Origin of the sequence: Agilicoccus flavus (assembly GCF_014857905.1) — a bacterium.
GTDB lineage: Bacteria > Actinomycetota > Actinomycetes > Actinomycetales > Dermatophilaceae > Agilicoccus > Agilicoccus flavus.
Genome location: NZ_JACYXE010000010.1, coordinates 81,844 through 97,916 on the forward strand (window position 1 = coordinate 81,844; position 16,073 = coordinate 97,916).

A 16,073-nucleotide genomic window follows, 5' to 3' on the forward strand; every position below is an offset into this window, starting at 1 on the left:
AACGCGACGGCGACGCGATGTCAGGATCGAACGCGCCCGAGTCCCTGGCGACGTACGCCACGGCGGCGATCGGCGGGGACGCGAACGCGCTCGAGTCGTTGATGTTCGGTGTGCGTGAGCGCGCCTACCGGTACGCGCGGGCCCGGCTGGGGGCATTTCCCCAGGCGGCCGGGGCGGCCGAGGACGCCGCTCAGGAGGTCTGCATCGCCGTGCTGACGTCGCTGTCGCGTTACGACGAGCGGGGTGTGCCTTTCGAGGCGTACGTCTACTCGATCTGTGCGCGCAAGGTGGCGGACGTGCAGCGGTTGGTCTTCCGCCACCCGGTCCCGACCGACGAGGTGCCCGAGGGCGCCGACCTCGCCGCCGGGCCGGAGGAGCTCGCCGTCAGCGGGTCCGACGCGGACGAGGCCTGGAGTCTCATGCAGGAGCTGCCGGCCCATCAACGGGAGTTGCTGACCTTGCGGGTGGCCGTGGGGTTGAGCGCCGAGGAGACCGCACAGTCGCTCGGGATGACCGCGGGGGCGGTCCGAGTGGCCCAGCACCGGGCGTTGGCCCGGCTGCGCACGCTGTACAGGCAGAGGAACGAGGGGGAGCTGTGAACCGGCCCGACACGCTGGGGTTCGACCGTATCCGCGCCGACGACGAGCTGCTCGACCGGCTCGGTCGCCGCGGGTCGATCGCCGGTGCCGTCGACCCGGTCCGAGCCGGTGCCGCCGGGGCTCACCCGGAGCCGCGCGCGGACGGCGTCGAGGCGCTGCTCGCGTCGTGGACCGCGGCGATCGACCGCGACGCCGCGGCCGACGCCGACCTCGCCTCGATCCCGCTCGGTGTGCGGCGCACGGCGTCCGCCGCAGCGCAGGCCACCGACGGGGCCCTTGCGCCGGACGTCACCCCCGCTGCCGGTACGCGGGGCGCGACCCCCGTGCACGCCGTGCGGATCCGCGCCTCGCGGGCCGTCGCGCTCGCCGGCGCCGCCGTCTTCGTCATGTCCGGAGGCGGGGTCGCCGCCGCCGTCTCCGGTCAGGACGTCCCGCTCGTCGGCCGCCTCGTCGCGGCCGCGCGCCCGGCCCTCGTGCCCGGCGCCGACGCCACGACCGACGCCCAGTCCCAGGCCTGGGCGAGCACCGTCGACCGTCTCGTGCGCGAGCGGGTCGATGCGAAGGATTTCCGCGCCGCGGAGGAGCTGCTCGCCATCGTGCCGCCGGCCGCGGCCGCCGACCCCGGGGTCGCCGCCAAGGTCGCCGAGCTGCGAGCCGTCGTCGCCGCCGCCCAGGCCCAGGCCGCGCCCGTCACGTCGAGCCCGACGGCGCCGCCGGCCCCGTCGACGACGACCGACCCGACCCGGCCCCCGAACCTCCCGCCCGCGGCCCCCGAGCCCGGCCGCGGGTCCGCGAGCGTGCCGGCCCCGACCGCGCCGCAGACGTCCGCCCCGAACGGATCGGACTCGTCCTCGGCGACCACCGGCGGGTCGGGCACGCCGTCGCGCACGCCCGAGGAGCCGAAGAGCCCGTCGAAGCCCGCCAAGCCGTCGACCGCGCCGTCGTCGGCCCCGAGCTCGGCCGCCACGCCGAGCGCGTCCGGCAGCTCGGGCGACACGGGGTCGGGGTCGCCGACCCCGTCGGGCTCGGGGTCGACGGGCTCGGGGTCGACGGGTTCGGCGACCGGCGATTCGGGTTCGGCGACCGGTACGGCCACCGACGACGCGACCCCCAGCCGCGGGTCCGCGACGCCGGGTGCGTCGTCGGGCGGCGATGCGGCCCGGGTCGACGACGCGCGCACCCAGCGGGTGCCGGCCACCGCCGACGTCGAGGAGTAGGCGCCCACACCTGGTCCACTCCCGTCCGCCGTCGGAGGCGGGCAGGTCTGGCCGGAGGCGGGCGGACGTGGCTGCTGCTCATGGCGGCCTCGGCCGGTCTTCCCGGGACTTCACGGGTCTTCCCGGGTCTTCCCGGGTCTTCCCGGGTCTTCCCGGGGGCCGGATCGGTGGGCCTGTCGCCGACCGGCGGGCCGCGGCAGGGGGGACCGGGGCGCAGTGGGGGCCGACACCTAGAATCGGTCCATGGTGACCCCCGGTGAGCAGGCCCCCCGTGAGCACGATCCCTTCGCGCCGTTCGGGCTGACGTTCGACGACGTCCTGCTCCTGCCGGGGGAGACCGACGTCATCCCCAGCGAGGCGGACACCTCCACGCGGGTGAGCCGCAACGTCACGGTCCGGATCCCGCTCGTGTCGGCCGCGATGGACACCGTCACCGAGGCGCCCATGGCCGTCGCGATGGCCCGCCAGGGGGGGCTCGGCATCCTCCACCGCAACCTGTCGATCGCCGACCAGGCCGGCCAGGTGGACCGGGTCAAGCGCTCCGAGAACGGCATGATCACCGACCCGGTGACGACCCGCCCCGACGCGACGCTGCGCGAGGTCGACGAGGTGTGCGGCCAGTTCCGCATCTCGGGCCTGCCGGTCGTGGACGGCGACCGGCTCGTCGGCATCATCACCAACCGCGACCTGCGTTTCGAGTCCGACCCGGAACGCCGGGTGGCCGAGGTCATGACGCCGATGCCCCTCGTCACGGCGCCGGTGGGCGTGGCCAAGGACGACGCCCTCGCGCTGCTCGCCCGGCACAAGATCGAGAAGCTGCCGCTCGTCGACGACTCCGGCCGCCTCCAGGGCCTGTTCACCGTCAAGGACTTCACGAAGAGCGAGAAGTACCCGAACGCCACGAAGGACGACGCGGGGCGGCTGCGGGTGGGCGCCGCCGTGGGTTTTTGGGGCGACTCCTTCGAGCGGGCCATGGCCCTCGTCGACGCGGGCGTCGACCTCCTCGTCGTCGACACGGCCAACGGCCACGCGCGCGGGGTCACCGACATGATCCGCCGGCTCAAGGCCGACCCGGCCGCGGCCCGCGTCGACGTCGTCGGCGGGAACGTCGCGACCCGCGCCGGGGCCCAGGCGCTCGTCGACGCGGGCGCCGACGGCATCAAGGTGGGCGTCGGACCGGGGTCGATCTGCACGACCCGCGTGGTCGCGGGCGTCGGGGTGCCGCAGGTGACCGCCATCCACGAGGCGTCGCTCGCCGCCCGGCCGGCGGGCGTGCCCGTCATCGGCGACGGCGGCCTGCAGTTCTCGGGCGACATCGCCAAGGCCCTCGTGGCGGGTGCCGACACGGTCATGCTCGGCTCGTTGCTCGCCGGGTGCGAGGAGAGCCCCGGCCAGCTCGTCTTCATCAACGGCAAGCAGTTCAAGTCCTACCGGGGGATGGGGTCGCTCGGCGCGATGCAGTCGCGGGGGCGGGGCACGTCGTACAGCAAGGACCGCTACTTCCAGGGCGACGTCGGCGACGACGACAAGGTCGTCCCCGAGGGCATCGAGGGCCAGGTGCCCTACCGCGGGCCGCTCGCGGCGGTCGCCTACCAGCTCGTCGGCGGCCTGCGGCAGTCGATGTTCTACGTCGGGGGGCGCACGGTCGACGAGCTGCGCGACAACGGTCGATTCGTGCGTATCACCGCCGCCGGCCTCAAGGAGAGCCACCCGCACGACATCCAGATGACGGTCGAGGCGCCGAACTACGCCGGGCGTTGATCCGGCCGGCCGCCGATCACGGCCCGATCACGGGGTGTGACCCGCCGAGGCGACCGATATGTCGCCGGTCGGGGTGCTGTTGTATGCGCTGGGACCGAAGTGGCGTCCAGGACGGTTGTATAGTTTTCTCGTAGATGTCTGGTGCGACGTGTTGTCGGATCGGCTCATGATCTCGTGATTGCGGGGTGGTCCGCCGCCCGGCTGCGCGAGAAGCGGGTCGGTCGGCGGCCACGGGGGCATCGCCGCACGAACGGTTCGCACCGGCATCGCGTCGCCGACGAGGCGACGTCGATGCACGACACGAGACGGCGGTGGGGCGCCTCGCGCGCGCCCTCCGCCGACGAACTGCAACGGATGTGCGCAGCGGATCCCGAGCCGGCCCAAGCTCGCTCGGGTCACCACGACGCTACGCACCGACGCGCATGCATCCCGCATGCCGATGCCTGGGGAGGGGCACACATGAAGGCAGTCATTCTGGCCGGAGGACTCGGCACGCGGCTGAGTGAGGAGACCTCGCTGCGTCCGAAGCCGATGGTCGAGGTCGGGGGTCACCCGATCATGTGGCACATCATGAAGACGTACGCCGCGCACGGCGTCAACGACTTCGTCGTGTGCTGCGGATACAAGGGCGAGGTGATCAAGGACTACTTCGCGAATTACGCGATGCGCCGTTCCGACGTCACCTTCGATCTCGGGAAGAACGAGATGGAGGTGCACCGTCGCGACTCCGAGGACTGGCGGGTCACGCTCGTCGACACCGGCGCCGACTCGATGACCGGGGGCCGCCTCAAGCGGGTGCGCGAGCACGTCGGCGACGAGACGTTCTGCTTCACCTACGGCGACGGCGTCACCGACGCCGACATCTCCGCCGAGATCGCCTTCCACCGGGCCGAGGGCCTGCAGGCCACGATGATGGCCGTGCAGCCGGCGGGCCGGTTCGGCGCCCTCGTGCTCGGGGCGAACGAGACGAAGATCGAGTCCTTCCAGGAGAAGCCGCAGGGCGACGGCGCCTGGATCAACGCCGGCTACTTCGTCCTCGAGCCGAGCGTCATCGACTACATCGACGGTGACGACACCGTCTTCGAGCAGGACCCGCTGCGCAACCTCGCGCACGCCGGCCAGCTCAACGCGTACAAGCACGCAGGTTTCTGGCAGCCGATGGACACGCTGCGCGACAAGAACCTGCTGGAAACCCTGTGGAGCGAGGGCAAGGCGCCCTGGAAGGTGTGGAACTGACCATGAAGATTCTCGTCACCGGTACCGAGGGCTACCTCGGCTGTCTGCTCGCGCCGCTGCTCATCGCCGACGGCCACGAGGTCGTCGCGGTCGACACCGGCTTCTACAAGAACGGCTGGCTCTACAACGGCCTCGAGTCGACGCCGTTCACGCTCGACAAGGACATGCGCGACCTCACGGTCGAGGACTTCGAGGGCGTCGACGCCGTCGTGGCCATGGCCGAGCTGTCCAACGACCCGGTCGGCGACCTCGTCGGCCCGATCACGTTCGACATCAACCACAAGGGCTCGGTGCACGTCGCCGAGACCGCCAAGAAGGCGGGCGTGAAGCGCTTCGTCTACATGAGCTCGTGCTCGGTCTACGGCGTCGCCGAAGGCGACGTCGACGAGAGCAGCCCGGTCAACCCGCAGACGGCCTACGGCGAGTGCAAGTACCTCACCGAGCAGGACCTGTGGAAGATGAAGGACGAGAACTTCCACCCGACGGCGATGCGCAACGCGACCGCCTTCGGCGCGAGCCCGCGGCAGCGCTTCGACATCGTGCTCAACAACCTCTCGGGCCTGGCCTGGGTCGAGAAGAAGATCGCGATGACCTCCGACGGCACCCCGTGGCGCCCGATGGTCCACGCGCTCGACATCTGCAAGTCGATCCGCATGGTCCTCGACGCGCCGGTCGAGAAGGTCTCCGGCGAGGTCTTCAACGTCGGCAGCTACGACAACAACTACACCGTGCGTCAGATCGCCGAGACGGTCGCCGCGGAGTTCCCCGGCTGCGAGCTGAGCTTCGGCGAGCCCGGCCAGGACAACCGCTCCTACAAGGTGAAGTTCGACAAGATCGAGAACGTCCTCGGCTTCTCGTGCGACTGGGATCTCGCCAAGGGCGCCAAGCAGCTCCACGAGGTCTTCGAGGCGATCCAGCTCGACGCCGAGACGTTCTACGGCCGCGGGCACACGCGCCTCAAGCAGATCGAATGGCTCGTCGACACCGGCCAGGTCGACAAGCAGCTCTTCTGGAAGAAGGTGTCCGCGTGATCTTCACCGAGACCGCCGTCGACGGCTGCTGGATCATCGACCTCAAGGCGTTCGAGGACGAGCGGGGCGGCTTCGCCCGCACGTTCTGCGTCGAGGAGTTCGCGCAGCACGGCATCGAGACGAACGTCGCCCAGGCCAACATGAGCTGGAACGCGAAGAAGGGCACGATGCGCGGCATGCACCGCCAGATCGAGCCCGCGGCCGAGGGCAAGCTCGTGCGGTGCGTGCGCGGCACGATCGTCGACTGCTGCCTCGACCTGCGCGAGGACAGCCCCACGTTCGGGCAGAACGTCATGGTCGAGCTGAGCGCCGACAACCGCCGCGCGCTGTGGATCCCGCCGTACTGCGGCCACGGCTACCTGACGAAGACCGACGACACCGAGGTCATGTACCAGGTCAGCGGCATGTACACGCCCGGCGCCGAGCGCGGTCAGCGCTACGACGACCCGGCCTTCGGGCTGGAGTGGCCGGGCGAGGTCACCGTCGTGTCCGAGAAGGACCAGAACTGGCCCGACTGGGACGGGAAGAAGATCCGATGATCGTCACCGACACCCTGCTGGCCGCCCGGCAGGCCGACGGCACGCCGATCCAGGTCGGCATCGCCGGCCCCGGGTTCATGGCCAAGGGCCTCATCAACCACATCACGAACACCGTCGCCGGTCAGAACGTCGCCGTCGTGTACGCCCGGACCGCCGCCAAGGGTGTCGCGGCCCTCGAGAACGCCGGCATCGCCTCGGCCGACATCGAGGTCGTCGACACCGCCGCCGACGTGGACCGCGTCGTCGCGCAGGGCCGCCACGCCGTCACGGCCGACCACGCCGCGATGACCGGCGCGAGCAGCGTCGACGTCGTCGTCGACTGCACCGGCTCGGTCGAGTTCGGGGCCCGCCTCGCGCTCGACACTCTCGCGGGCGCCAAGCACCTCGTGCTCATGAACGCCGAGGTCGACGCGACGATCGGCCCGATCCTCAACAGCAGGTTCGAGGACGCCGGCCTCGTCTACACCGGCTGCGACGGCGACCAGCCGGGCGTGCAGATGAACCTCATCCGGTTCGTCCGCGGCCTCGGCCTCACGCCGCTCGTCGCGGGCAACGTCAAGGGTCTGCAGGACCCCTACCGCAACCCGACGACGCAGGAGGGGTTCGCCAAGCAGTGGGGGCAGGACCCGCACATGGTGACGAGCTTCGCCGACGGCACGAAGGTGTCCGTCGAGCAGGCCCTCGTCGCCAACGCGGCCGGCCTGTCCGTGCACCGGCGCGGCTGCCTGCAGCGCGACCACCGCGGGCACGTCGACGAGCTGACCGGCATGTACGACATCGATGAGCTCAAGGAGCTCGGCGGCGCGGTCGACTACGTCGTCGGCTCCAAGCCGGGCCCCGGCGTCTACGTCCTCGCGACGCACGACGACCCAAAGCAGCGTCACTACCTCAACCTCTACAAGCTGGGGGAGGGGCCGCTGTACAGCTTCTACACGCCCTACCACCTGTGCCACTTCGAGGTGCCGAACACGATCGCCCGCGCCGTCCTGCTCGGCGACGCGACGATCAAGCCGCTGAGGCAGGCGCCGAAGGTCGAGGTCATCACGGTCGCGAAGACGGACCTCAAGGCCGGTGAGACGCTCGACGCCCTCGGCGGGTACACGTACTACGGCGAGTGCGAGAAGGCGCCGATCGCGGCGGCCGAGCGTCTGCTGCCCGTCGGCCTGGCCGAGGGGTGCGTGCTGACGCGTGACGTCGCCAAGGACGAGGCCATCTCGTACGCCGACGTCACGGTGCCCTCGGGGCGGCTCGCCGACGAGCTGCGCGCCGAGCAGGACGCCGCGTTCCCGCAGCCCGCGGTCGAGGGGGCCCGATGACCGAGCCCATCGACCCCGTCGTGATGAACGCCGATGAGGCGCGCCGCGTGCCCGACCGGCAGGAAAGCCCGGTCGAGCACACGCAGGACGTCGCCGACACAGCCGACACGGCCGAGCCGGCCGCCGTGGCCGACCCGGCGCAGAAGGTCTACGACTTCGCCGTCATCGGCGGCGGTATCGTCGGCCTCGCGACGGCCATGTCGCTCCTGCGGGAGCGGCCCGGCGCCAGCCTCGTCGTCGTCGAGAAGGAGGACGGCGTCGCGCGGCACCAGACGGGCCACAACAGCGGCGTCATCCACGCGGGCATCTACTACAAGCCCGGCTCGCACAAGGCCAAGCTGTGCAAGGAGGGGGCCGTCCGCACGCGCGAGTTCTGCGACGAGCACGGCATCCCCTACCGCAACACCGGCAAGCTCATCGTCGCGACCGACGACGTCGAGCTGGAGCGGATGAACGCCCTGCACGAGCGGGCCCTGGTCAACGAGCTCGACGTCGAGAAGATCGACGGCGCCGAGCTGCGTCGGCGCGAGCCGAACATCACGGGCGTCGGTGCGATCTGGCTGACGAGCACCGGGATCGTCGACTACACGCAGGTGTGTCGGAAGATGGCCGAGGTCATCGAGCACGCCGGCGGGACGATCCGGCTGTCGACCAAGGTCACCGACATCACGGAGTCGCTCTCAGAGGTGCGGATCGACGTCGAGTCGGCCGGCGGTTCCGGGCGGCACGCGGCCCCCACGGCCGCGCCGGAGGGGTCCTCGGACGCCTCGGGCCGCGAGCGCATGTACGCCCGGAAGCTCGTCGTCTGCGGCGGCATCCAGGCCGACCGGCTCGCGACCCTGGCGGGTCTCGACGTCGACTTCCAGATGGTGCCGTTCCGCGGGGAGTACTACCGGCTCCCGCCGAGCCGGAACGACGTCGTCTCGACGCTCATCTACCCCGTGCCCGACCCGGAGCTGCCCTTCCTCGGCGTGCACCTGACGCTGATGATGGACGGCGGGGTCACCGTCGGCCCGAACGCCGTCATGGGGTTCGCCCGCGAGGGGTACCCCAAGTGGTCGACGAACGCCCGGGACATCAAGGACTTCGTCACCTTCCCGGGGTTCTGGAAGATCGCGAAGGCGCAGCTCAAGACGGGTGCGGTCGAGCAGTGGAACTCGGTGTACAAGCCGGGTTACCTCGACCTCGTCCGCAAGTACTGCCCGCTGCTGACGACGAAGGACCTCACGCCGGAGGAGGCGGGGATCCGCGCCCAGGCCGTCCGCAAGGACGGGACGATGGTCGAGGACTTCCTCTTCTACTCCACGGACCGCATGCTGCACGTGTGCAACGCGCCCTCCCCGGCCGCCACGAGTGCCATGCCGATCGGCGATCTCATCGCCGACAAGGTGCTGACCGGCGCCTGACGGGCCCGCCCGCCCGTCGGACGCCCGACGCCCTCGAACGCCCCGCCGATCCGACCGGACCGGCGGGGCGTTCGGCGTGCCGGGCTCGAGCGGTGACACGTCCCGGGCAGGCGTCTGCGCAGGAGCTGATGATCGGGAGCGGGAACCCGACGAGGCCGAGCCGCCGGGGCGGGGGTTTTCGCGACAACTGCACTGCCAATGGCCCCTAGCGGAAAGGCGCACTCCGCTGACCTGCGGCGATGTGAACGCCGGTGCGAACGGCAGTGCAGTTGGCGTGAAAACTCCGGCTGCTGCAGCGCTGGACGGCTTGCCCGCGACCCCGTGACTATGGTTAGGCTCGCCTACATCGGTCGCCCTCGGGGGCCGAGGACCTGCTTCCCGCCTGCCCTGGAGTCCCCATGCGCCTGGATCGTGCTGCCCTGTCCCTGCTCACCGTCGGGGCTCTGGCCGCGGCCGCCGGCTGCGGCGCTCCGTCGGCCACGTCGCCCGCCGGGCAGGCGAGCGGGGGCACCCAGGCGTCCGGGGCGAAGGTCAGCGTCAAGGCCAACAACGGCACCGTCGAGGTGCCGGCGAACCCCAAGCGCGTCGTCGCCCTCGACAACACGTCGTTCCAGACGCTGCAGGCCATGGGCGTCACGCCCGTCGCCGTGCCCAAGCAGCTGCTGCCGGCCCAGGCGCAGGCGTGGAAGAAGGACGCGGACATCCTCGACGTCGGCACGCACCGCGAGCCCAAGATCGAGGTCGTCGACCAGGCGCAGCCCGACCTCATCGTCGGCGGCAAGCGGTTCGTCAAGTACACCGACCAACTCGCCAAGGTGGCGCCCGTCGTCGACCTCGCGCCGAGCGTCGAGAAGGAGGGCTACCTCACCGCCCTCAAGGCGCAGACGACCGAGCTGGGCAGGATCTTCGGCAAGACCGACGTCGCGACGAAGCTCAACGCCGACCTCGACGCCGCGGCCGCGGAGGCCAAGAAGGCGGGCGGGACCAAGTCGGTCTTCCTCGCCAACCACAACGGCGGCAAGATCGACAACGGCGCCGGGCGCATCGCCCCGCTGCTCCAGCCGCTCGACATGACCGACGTGTTCGGCAAGGCCCAGGGCGGGTCCGAGGCGGTCCACCAGGATTCCGGCCTCGCCCCCGAGACGGTCGCGCAGGCGAACCCCGACGTCATGGTCGTCATGGACCGCGACGCGGCCACCTCGACGGGCACCGCGAGCGCGCCCGCCTCCGCGACGATCGCCGCCCAGAAGGCCTGGGCGAACACGACCTTCATGAAGAACAAGGCGATCGTGTACCTCGACCCGACCTTCTACACGACCGAGGGCATCCAGGCCTACACCGACGCCTACCGGGCCCTCGCGAAGACCGTCGGCCAGGCCGCGTGAGCTCCGCCGCCACGCGCCGGCCGACGCCGGGCGGCGAGGAGCCGTCCGGGCCGGCGGGGTCTTCGGGGGAGACCCCGCCGGCGGCCGCGCCGGCCCCGACCGCCGCCGTGGCCACCGCCCGCCGGCCCGTCGGGGCCGGCCGGCGAGCGGCGAACGGAGGCGAGCTCGCGAGCCGCAGTGAGCGCGACAGAAGAACTCGCCGCGTCGTCGGCGGCGTCCTGATCGTGGGCGTCCTCGCGCTCGTCGTCGCCTCGCTGCTCGTCGGCGGGTACGACATCACGCTCGCCAACCTCTTCACCGACCCGGGCGCGTGGTTCATGTTCACCATCTCGCGCATCCCGCGGACGCTCGCGCTCGTGCTCGCCGCGACGGCGATGAGCGTCTCGGGCGTCATCATGCAGATGATCACGCAGAACAAGTTCGTCGAGCCGACGACGGCCGGCACGAGCCAGTGGGCCGGGCTCGGCATCCTGCTCATGCTCATCGCGTTCCCGGCGGCGCCGCCGATGCTGCGGATGGTCGCCGCCGCGAGCGCCGCCTTTCTCGGCACGATGGTCTTCCTCGCCGCGCTGCGGCGGATCGCCGTGACGACCTCCATCGTCGTGCCGCTCGTCGGGATCATGCTCGGCGCGGTCGTCGGGTCGGTGACGACGTTCCTCGCCGGGCAGTTCGACCTGCTCCAGGCGATGTCGGCGTGGCGCAGCGGCGGCTTCTCGAGCATCGTCGAGGGCTTCTACGAGCCGCTGTGGGCCGTGCTCGTCGTCACCGTGCTCACGTGGATCGCGGCCGACCGGTTCACCGTCGCGGGCCTGGGCCGCGACGTCGCGACCAACGTCGGGCTCGACTACGACCGCACCGTCGTCCTCGGCACCGCGCTCGTCGCGCTGTCGACGGGGATCACCGCGGTCGTCGTCGGGTTCATCCCGTTCCTCGGCCTGATCGTGCCGAACCTCGTCTCGATGATCCTCGGCGACGACATCCGGGCCAACCTGCCGTGGGTCGCGCTCACCGGGGCCGCGTTCCTGCTCGCGTGCGACCTCGTCGGGCGCACGATCGTCGCGCCGATGGAGATCCCCGCCTCGGTCGTGCTCGGGGTCGTCGGGGCCACCGTCTTCATCGGTCTCGTCCTGCGGCAGCGGCGGGTGATGAGCGCGTGAGCGCGACGCTCGCTCCCGCGCGCACCGCCGCTCCGGCGGACGCCACCCGGCCGCGACTCGCGCCGGGCGCCCGCGTGGCGATCGCGTTCGGGCTGGCCCTGCTCGCGCTCGCCGCCTACCTCACGCTGTTCACCCGCGGCTCGTTCCTCTTCGCCGTGGAGCTGCGCGCGCCCACGGCGGCGGCGATGGTCGTCGCCGCGTTCACGCAGGCGGTCGCGACCGTCCTGTTCCACACGGTCACGGACAACCGCATCCTCACGCCGTCGATCATGGGCTTCGACTCGATGTTCGTGCTCATGCAGACGCTGCTCGTGTGGTTCTTCGGCGGCATGATCCTCACGCAGCTCGCCGGCGTCCCGATGCGCCTCGCGCAGACCGCGGCGATGGTGCTCGCCGCGACCGGCCTCTACCGGTGGCTCTTCTCGGGCCGCTTCGGCAACCTCTTCGTGCTCCTGCTCGTCGGCGTCGTCCTCGGGATGGCCTTCGACAGCCTCTCGACGTTCCTCGAGCGGCTCCTGCGCCCCACCGACTACGACCTGCTCTCGGTCGAGCTGTTCGGGCGGATGACCGACGTCGACCCCGCGTTCCTGCCCCTGGCGTTCGGGGTGTGCCTGCTCGCCGGGGTGGTCGTGTGGTGGCGCCGGCACGTCCTCGACGCCCTGCTCCTCGGGCGCGAGACCTCGATCTGCGTCGGCGTGGACCACCGGCGCGAGCTGACGGGCGTGCTCGTGCTCGTCGCGCTCCTCGTGAGCTTCTCGACGGCGCTCGTCGGCCCGATGACGTTCTTCGGGTTCCTTGTCGCGACCCTCGCCTACCAGCTCACGGGCACGTACCGGCACGCGTACGTCATCCCCATGGCGTTCGCGATCGGGGTCGTCTTCCTCGCGGGCGGGCAGTTCGTCCTGCAGCACGTCTTCTACGCCGCCGGCTTCCTCACCGTCGTCATCGAGTTCGTCGGCGGCCTGTTGTTCCTCGCCCTCCTGCTGAAACGGCGGTCGCTGTGATCGAGTTCGAGAACGTCTCCAAGACCTACGGCACGACGTGCGTGCTCGGGCCCGTGACGGGCTCGATCCCCTCCGGGGGGATCACGTCGCTCGTCGGCCCGAACGGGGCCGGCAAGTCGACGCTCCTGACGATCATGGGCCGCCTGCTCGAGCCGACGACCGGCCGGGTGTGCATCGGCGGCCTCGACGTCGCGACGACCCGCGGCGCCGAGTTGGCCCGGACGGTCTCGATCCTGCGGCAGGAGAACCACGTCACGGCCCGCCTGCGGGTGCGCGAGCTCGTCGCCTTCGGCCGGTTCCCGCACTCCCGGGGACGGCTGGGGCCCGCCGACCGTGAGCACATCGACGCGGCCCTGTCGTTCCTCGAGCTCGAGCCGCTCGCCGACCGGTTCCTCGACCAGCTCTCGGGCGGGCAGCGGCAGCGCGCGTTCGTCGCGATGGTGCTCGCCCAGGACACGTCCCACGTGCTCCTCGACGAGCCGCTCAACAACCTCGACATGTTCCACGCCGTGCAGATGATGAAGCGGATCCGCCGCGCCGCCGACGAGCTCGGCAAGACCTTCGTCATGGTCGTCCACGACCTCAACTTCGCCGCCGCGTACAGCGACCGCATCGTCGCCCTCCGCGACGGCCAGGTCGTCGCGCACGACACCGTGGGCGCGACCATCACCGACGCGACCCTGACCGACGTGTTCGGCACCCCCGTGCGGGTGCGCGAGATCGACGGCGAGCTCACCGCGCTCTACGTGCGCGGCTGAGCGCTCGGGGGGCGGCCGTCGCGACGCGGCCGACCGAGCGGGCGCCTCCTCAGGGGCGGCGGGCGAGGACGTAGAGGCGGTCGGTCTCGACCTCGACGTCGGCCAGCGGGCCGCGCACGTAGCGCTCCTCGACCCGCAGCCCGGCGGCCTCGACCGCGGCGAGCACACGAGCCGGGTCGTGGAGCGCGACGTCGAGGTCGACCTCGTGGCCCCACCAGTCGTCGTGGTGGCGCACCTCGCCGCCGACGTGCGTCGCGAGGGCGAGCACGCCGCCGGGGCGCAGGGTCCGCGCGAGACCGGCGATCGCCTCCGGCAGCTCGGACGGCGCGAAGTGCACGAGGGAGTACCAGGCGACGATCGCGGCCCACCCGTCGGCGGTCGCCGGGCGCAGGATGCGCCGCAGGTCGCCGACCTCGAACGACGCCTGCGGATGGGCGGCGGTCGCGAGCTCGACCATCCGCGGGGAGAGGTCGAGGCCGTGGGCCTGCGCACCGGCCGCGGCGAGCGCGGCGGTGACGTGCCCGGGCCCGCATCCGACGTCGAGCACCGGCCCGCCGGCGGCGGACTCGCCGACCCGCGCCAGGAGCCACCGGTCGAACGGCTTGTGCGTCAGCTCGTCGGAGACCCGCCCGGCGTACTCGGCGGCGACCTCGTCGTAGGCGGCGCGCACCCGCGCGTCGCGGGCCTCGCCCCCGTCGCGCAGCACGACCTCGAGGTCGACGGCGACCGCGGCGTGCGAGGCCGTGCCCGGCGACGCGGCCGCGGACTCGACCGGCCCGAGCAGGTGCGCCCACCGCGGGTCGTGCTGTCCGGCGCGGCGTTCGAGTCGAGCGACGAGCGGCTCGGCCCGGCGCGACATCCGCGCGAGGCACGCCTCGACGTCCGCCCGGTCGGCGAACGGGTGCAGCCGCTCGGTGCGCGTCTTCAGCTCGCCCGCCGACTGCGGCCCGCGCAGGAGCAGCACCGTGACCAGGGCGCGTTCGTCGGCCTCGAGCCCGAGCACCTCGGTGAGCAGCTCGTGATGCTTGAGGGTGCGGGATCCCTTGCCGGCCCAGATGACCCGGACGAGCCCACGTCCCTTGAGGTCGCGGACCCGCTGCTCGAGCGTCGCGTCGTCGTAGTCGCTGACCGGCTCGCGGCTGCTCGACTGGTTGCACGCGCCGCGCAGCGCGTTGAGCGTCAGCGGGTAGCTGCCCGGCACGGTGATCTGCTTCTCGAGCAGGCTGCCGAGGATGCGCTGGTCGAGGGCGTCGAGGGTGGGCAGGTCGGTCATGCTCGTCATGGTGGTCCTCCTGACCAGGCCTGTGCCTCGGCGACCCGCCGGACGTGCTGCCGCAGCGCGAAGCGATCGGACTCGATGATCTCGTGGATGTTCAGGCGGCCGCGAGCGTCCACGGAGAGGGCGCAGGAGGAACGCGTACCCCGATGCTCTCAGGCCTCGGGGACGTGCTCGGCCGGTCACGCCGGACCTCCGGCACGGGCGGCGGGGCGCGCGTCGCGGCCGGTGCATCGCATAGCCTGGCGGGCGTGACTGAGATCGAGATCGGCCGGGGCAAACGGGGTCGCCGCGCGTACTCCTTCGACGACATCGCGGTGGTGCCGAGTCGGCGCACGCGCGACCCGGAGGAGGTCTCGACGAGCTGGCAGATCGACGCCTACCACTTCGACATCCCGTTCATCGCCGCGCCGATGGACTCGGTCGTGTCGCCGGCGACGGCGGTCGAGTTCGGCAAGCTCGGCGGACTCGGGGTGCTCGACCTCGAGGGGCTCTGGACCCGGTACGCCGAACCGGAGCCGCTGCTGGCCGAGATCGCCGCGCTCGACCCGGCCTCGGCGACGCGCCGCATGCAGCAGATCTACGCCGAGCCCATCAAGCCCGAGCTCATCTCGGAGCGGCTGACGCAGATCCGCCGCGCGGGCGTCACGGTCGCGGGCGCGCTCTCGCCCCAGCGCACGCGGGAGCACTGGAAGACCGTCGTCGACGCCGGCGTCGACCTGTTCGTCATCAGGGGCACGACCGTGTCGGCCGAGCACGTGAGCAGCCACGCCGAGCCCCTCAACCTCAAGCGCTTCATCTACGAGCTCGACGTGCCCGTCGTCGTCGGCGGCGCCGCCTCCTACACGGCCGCCCTGCACCTCATGCGGACGGGCGCGGCCGGCGTGCTCGTCGGGTTCGGTGGGGGAGCCGCCCACACGACGCGGCAGTCGCTCGGCATCCACGCGCCCATGGCGACGGCCATCGCCGACGTCGCGGCCGCCCGCCGCGACTACCTCGACGAGTCCGGCGGCCGGTACGTCCACGTCATCGCCGACGGCGGCGTCGGCCGCTCCGGGGACGTCGTCAAGGCCATCGCGTGCGGGTCCGACGCGGTCATGGTCGGCGCGGCCTTCGCCCGCGCGCACGAGGCGCCGGGCCGCGGTTTCCACTGGGGCCCCGAGGCGCACCACGGCGAGCTGCCGCGCGGCGAGCGGGTCGGGGTCGGCTCCCTCGCCCCGCTGGCCGAGATCCTGCACGGCCCCGGCCGCGGCGCGGACGGCACGACGAACCTCGTGGGCGCCCTCAAGCGTTCGATGGCGACGACCGGCTACTCCGACCTCAAGGAGTTCCAGCGCGTCGAGGTCGTCGTCTCGCCGTACGTGAGCAGCTGAGCCCGGGCCGGGTCC

At 71.9% G+C, this 16,073-nt stretch carries 14 protein-coding genes; 13 read left to right on the forward strand and 1 reads right to left on the reverse strand.

Features of this window, described 5'->3' with window-relative positions; genetic code table 11:
* Nucleotides 1-17 precede the first annotated feature (17 nt).
* From shbA to ICW24_RS15070, 12 genes are all read left to right on the forward strand, one after another.
* Entirely contained in the window at nucleotides 18-599 is a 582-nt protein-coding gene (shbA, locus tag ICW24_RS15015) for an RNA polymerase sigma factor ShbA (RefSeq protein ID WP_226346533.1), read from the forward strand.
* Nucleotides 596-1,816, forward strand: coding sequence for a hypothetical protein (locus ICW24_RS15020; protein WP_226346534.1), 1,221 nt, complete (start codon nucleotides 596-598; stop codon nucleotides 1,814-1,816). Before shbA ends, ICW24_RS15020 begins: the two co-directional genes overlap by 4 nt.
* A gap of 243 nt (nucleotides 1,817-2,059) precedes the next feature.
* Nucleotides 2,060-3,577, forward strand: coding sequence for an IMP dehydrogenase (gene guaB / locus ICW24_RS15025; RefSeq protein ID WP_226346535.1), 1,518 nt, complete (start codon nucleotides 2,060-2,062; stop codon nucleotides 3,575-3,577).
* Nucleotides 3,578-4,036: 459 nt separating this feature from the next.
* A complete protein-coding gene (rfbF, locus tag ICW24_RS15030) occupies nucleotides 4,037-4,813 on the forward strand; it encodes a glucose-1-phosphate cytidylyltransferase (protein WP_226346536.1) in 777 nt (258 codons plus the stop codon).
* 2 nt (nucleotides 4,814-4,815) lie between these two features.
* The gene (locus ICW24_RS15035; protein WP_226346537.1) at nucleotides 4,816-5,844 is read left to right on the forward strand and encodes an NAD-dependent epimerase/dehydratase family protein; all 1,029 of its coding nucleotides are present in this window, start codon (nucleotides 4,816-4,818) and stop codon (nucleotides 5,842-5,844) included.
* Entirely contained in the window at nucleotides 5,841-6,383 is a 543-nt protein-coding gene (gene rfbC / locus ICW24_RS15040) for a dTDP-4-dehydrorhamnose 3,5-epimerase (protein WP_226346538.1), read from the forward strand. The genes ICW24_RS15035 and rfbC overlap by 4 nt, the downstream gene beginning before the upstream one ends.
* Nucleotides 6,380-7,699, forward strand: a complete 1,320-nt coding sequence (locus ICW24_RS15045; protein ID WP_226346539.1) for an NAD(P)H-dependent oxidoreductase — start codon at nucleotides 6,380-6,382, stop codon at nucleotides 7,697-7,699. Before rfbC ends, ICW24_RS15045 begins: the two co-directional genes overlap by 4 nt.
* Nucleotides 7,696-9,105 carry an L-2-hydroxyglutarate dehydrogenase gene (gene lhgD, locus ICW24_RS15050; RefSeq protein ID WP_226346540.1) on the forward strand — a complete coding sequence of 470 codons (1,410 nt, stop codon included), beginning with the start codon at nucleotides 7,696-7,698 and terminating at the stop codon, nucleotides 9,103-9,105. The genes ICW24_RS15045 and lhgD overlap by 4 nt, the downstream gene beginning before the upstream one ends.
* 398 nt (nucleotides 9,106-9,503) lie before the next feature.
* Nucleotides 9,504-10,490 (forward strand): ABC transporter substrate-binding protein, encoded by a 987-nt coding sequence (locus tag ICW24_RS15055; protein WP_226346541.1) that lies wholly within the window; start codon nucleotides 9,504-9,506, stop codon nucleotides 10,488-10,490.
* Entirely contained in the window at nucleotides 10,487-11,647 is a 1,161-nt protein-coding gene (locus ICW24_RS15060; protein WP_307781356.1) for an ABC transporter permease, read from the forward strand. Before ICW24_RS15055 ends, ICW24_RS15060 begins: the two co-directional genes overlap by 4 nt.
* Nucleotides 11,644-12,651: an iron chelate uptake ABC transporter family permease subunit gene (locus tag ICW24_RS15065; protein ID WP_226346542.1), complete on the forward strand. Its 1,008-nt coding sequence runs from the start codon at nucleotides 11,644-11,646 to the stop codon at nucleotides 12,649-12,651. Before ICW24_RS15060 ends, ICW24_RS15065 begins: the two co-directional genes overlap by 4 nt.
* Nucleotides 12,648-13,409, forward strand: a complete 762-nt coding sequence (locus ICW24_RS15070) for an iron ABC transporter ATP-binding protein (protein ID WP_226346543.1) — start codon at nucleotides 12,648-12,650, stop codon at nucleotides 13,407-13,409. Before ICW24_RS15065 ends, ICW24_RS15070 begins: the two co-directional genes overlap by 4 nt.
* A gap of 49 nt (nucleotides 13,410-13,458) precedes the next feature.
* Here the strand turns inward: ICW24_RS15070 and ICW24_RS15075 are convergent, their stop codons facing one another.
* Nucleotides 13,459-14,691, reverse strand: a complete 1,233-nt coding sequence (locus ICW24_RS15075) for a DUF480 domain-containing protein (protein ID WP_226346544.1) — start codon at nucleotides 14,689-14,691, stop codon at nucleotides 13,459-13,461.
* A 245-nt stretch (nucleotides 14,692-14,936) separates the two neighbouring features.
* On the opposite strand from ICW24_RS15075, the gene ICW24_RS15080 reads away from it, so the two are divergent.
* Nucleotides 14,937-16,058, forward strand: coding sequence for a GuaB3 family IMP dehydrogenase-related protein (locus tag ICW24_RS15080; RefSeq protein ID WP_226346545.1), 1,122 nt, complete (start codon nucleotides 14,937-14,939; stop codon nucleotides 16,056-16,058).
* Nucleotides 16,059-16,073 lie beyond the last annotated feature (15 nt).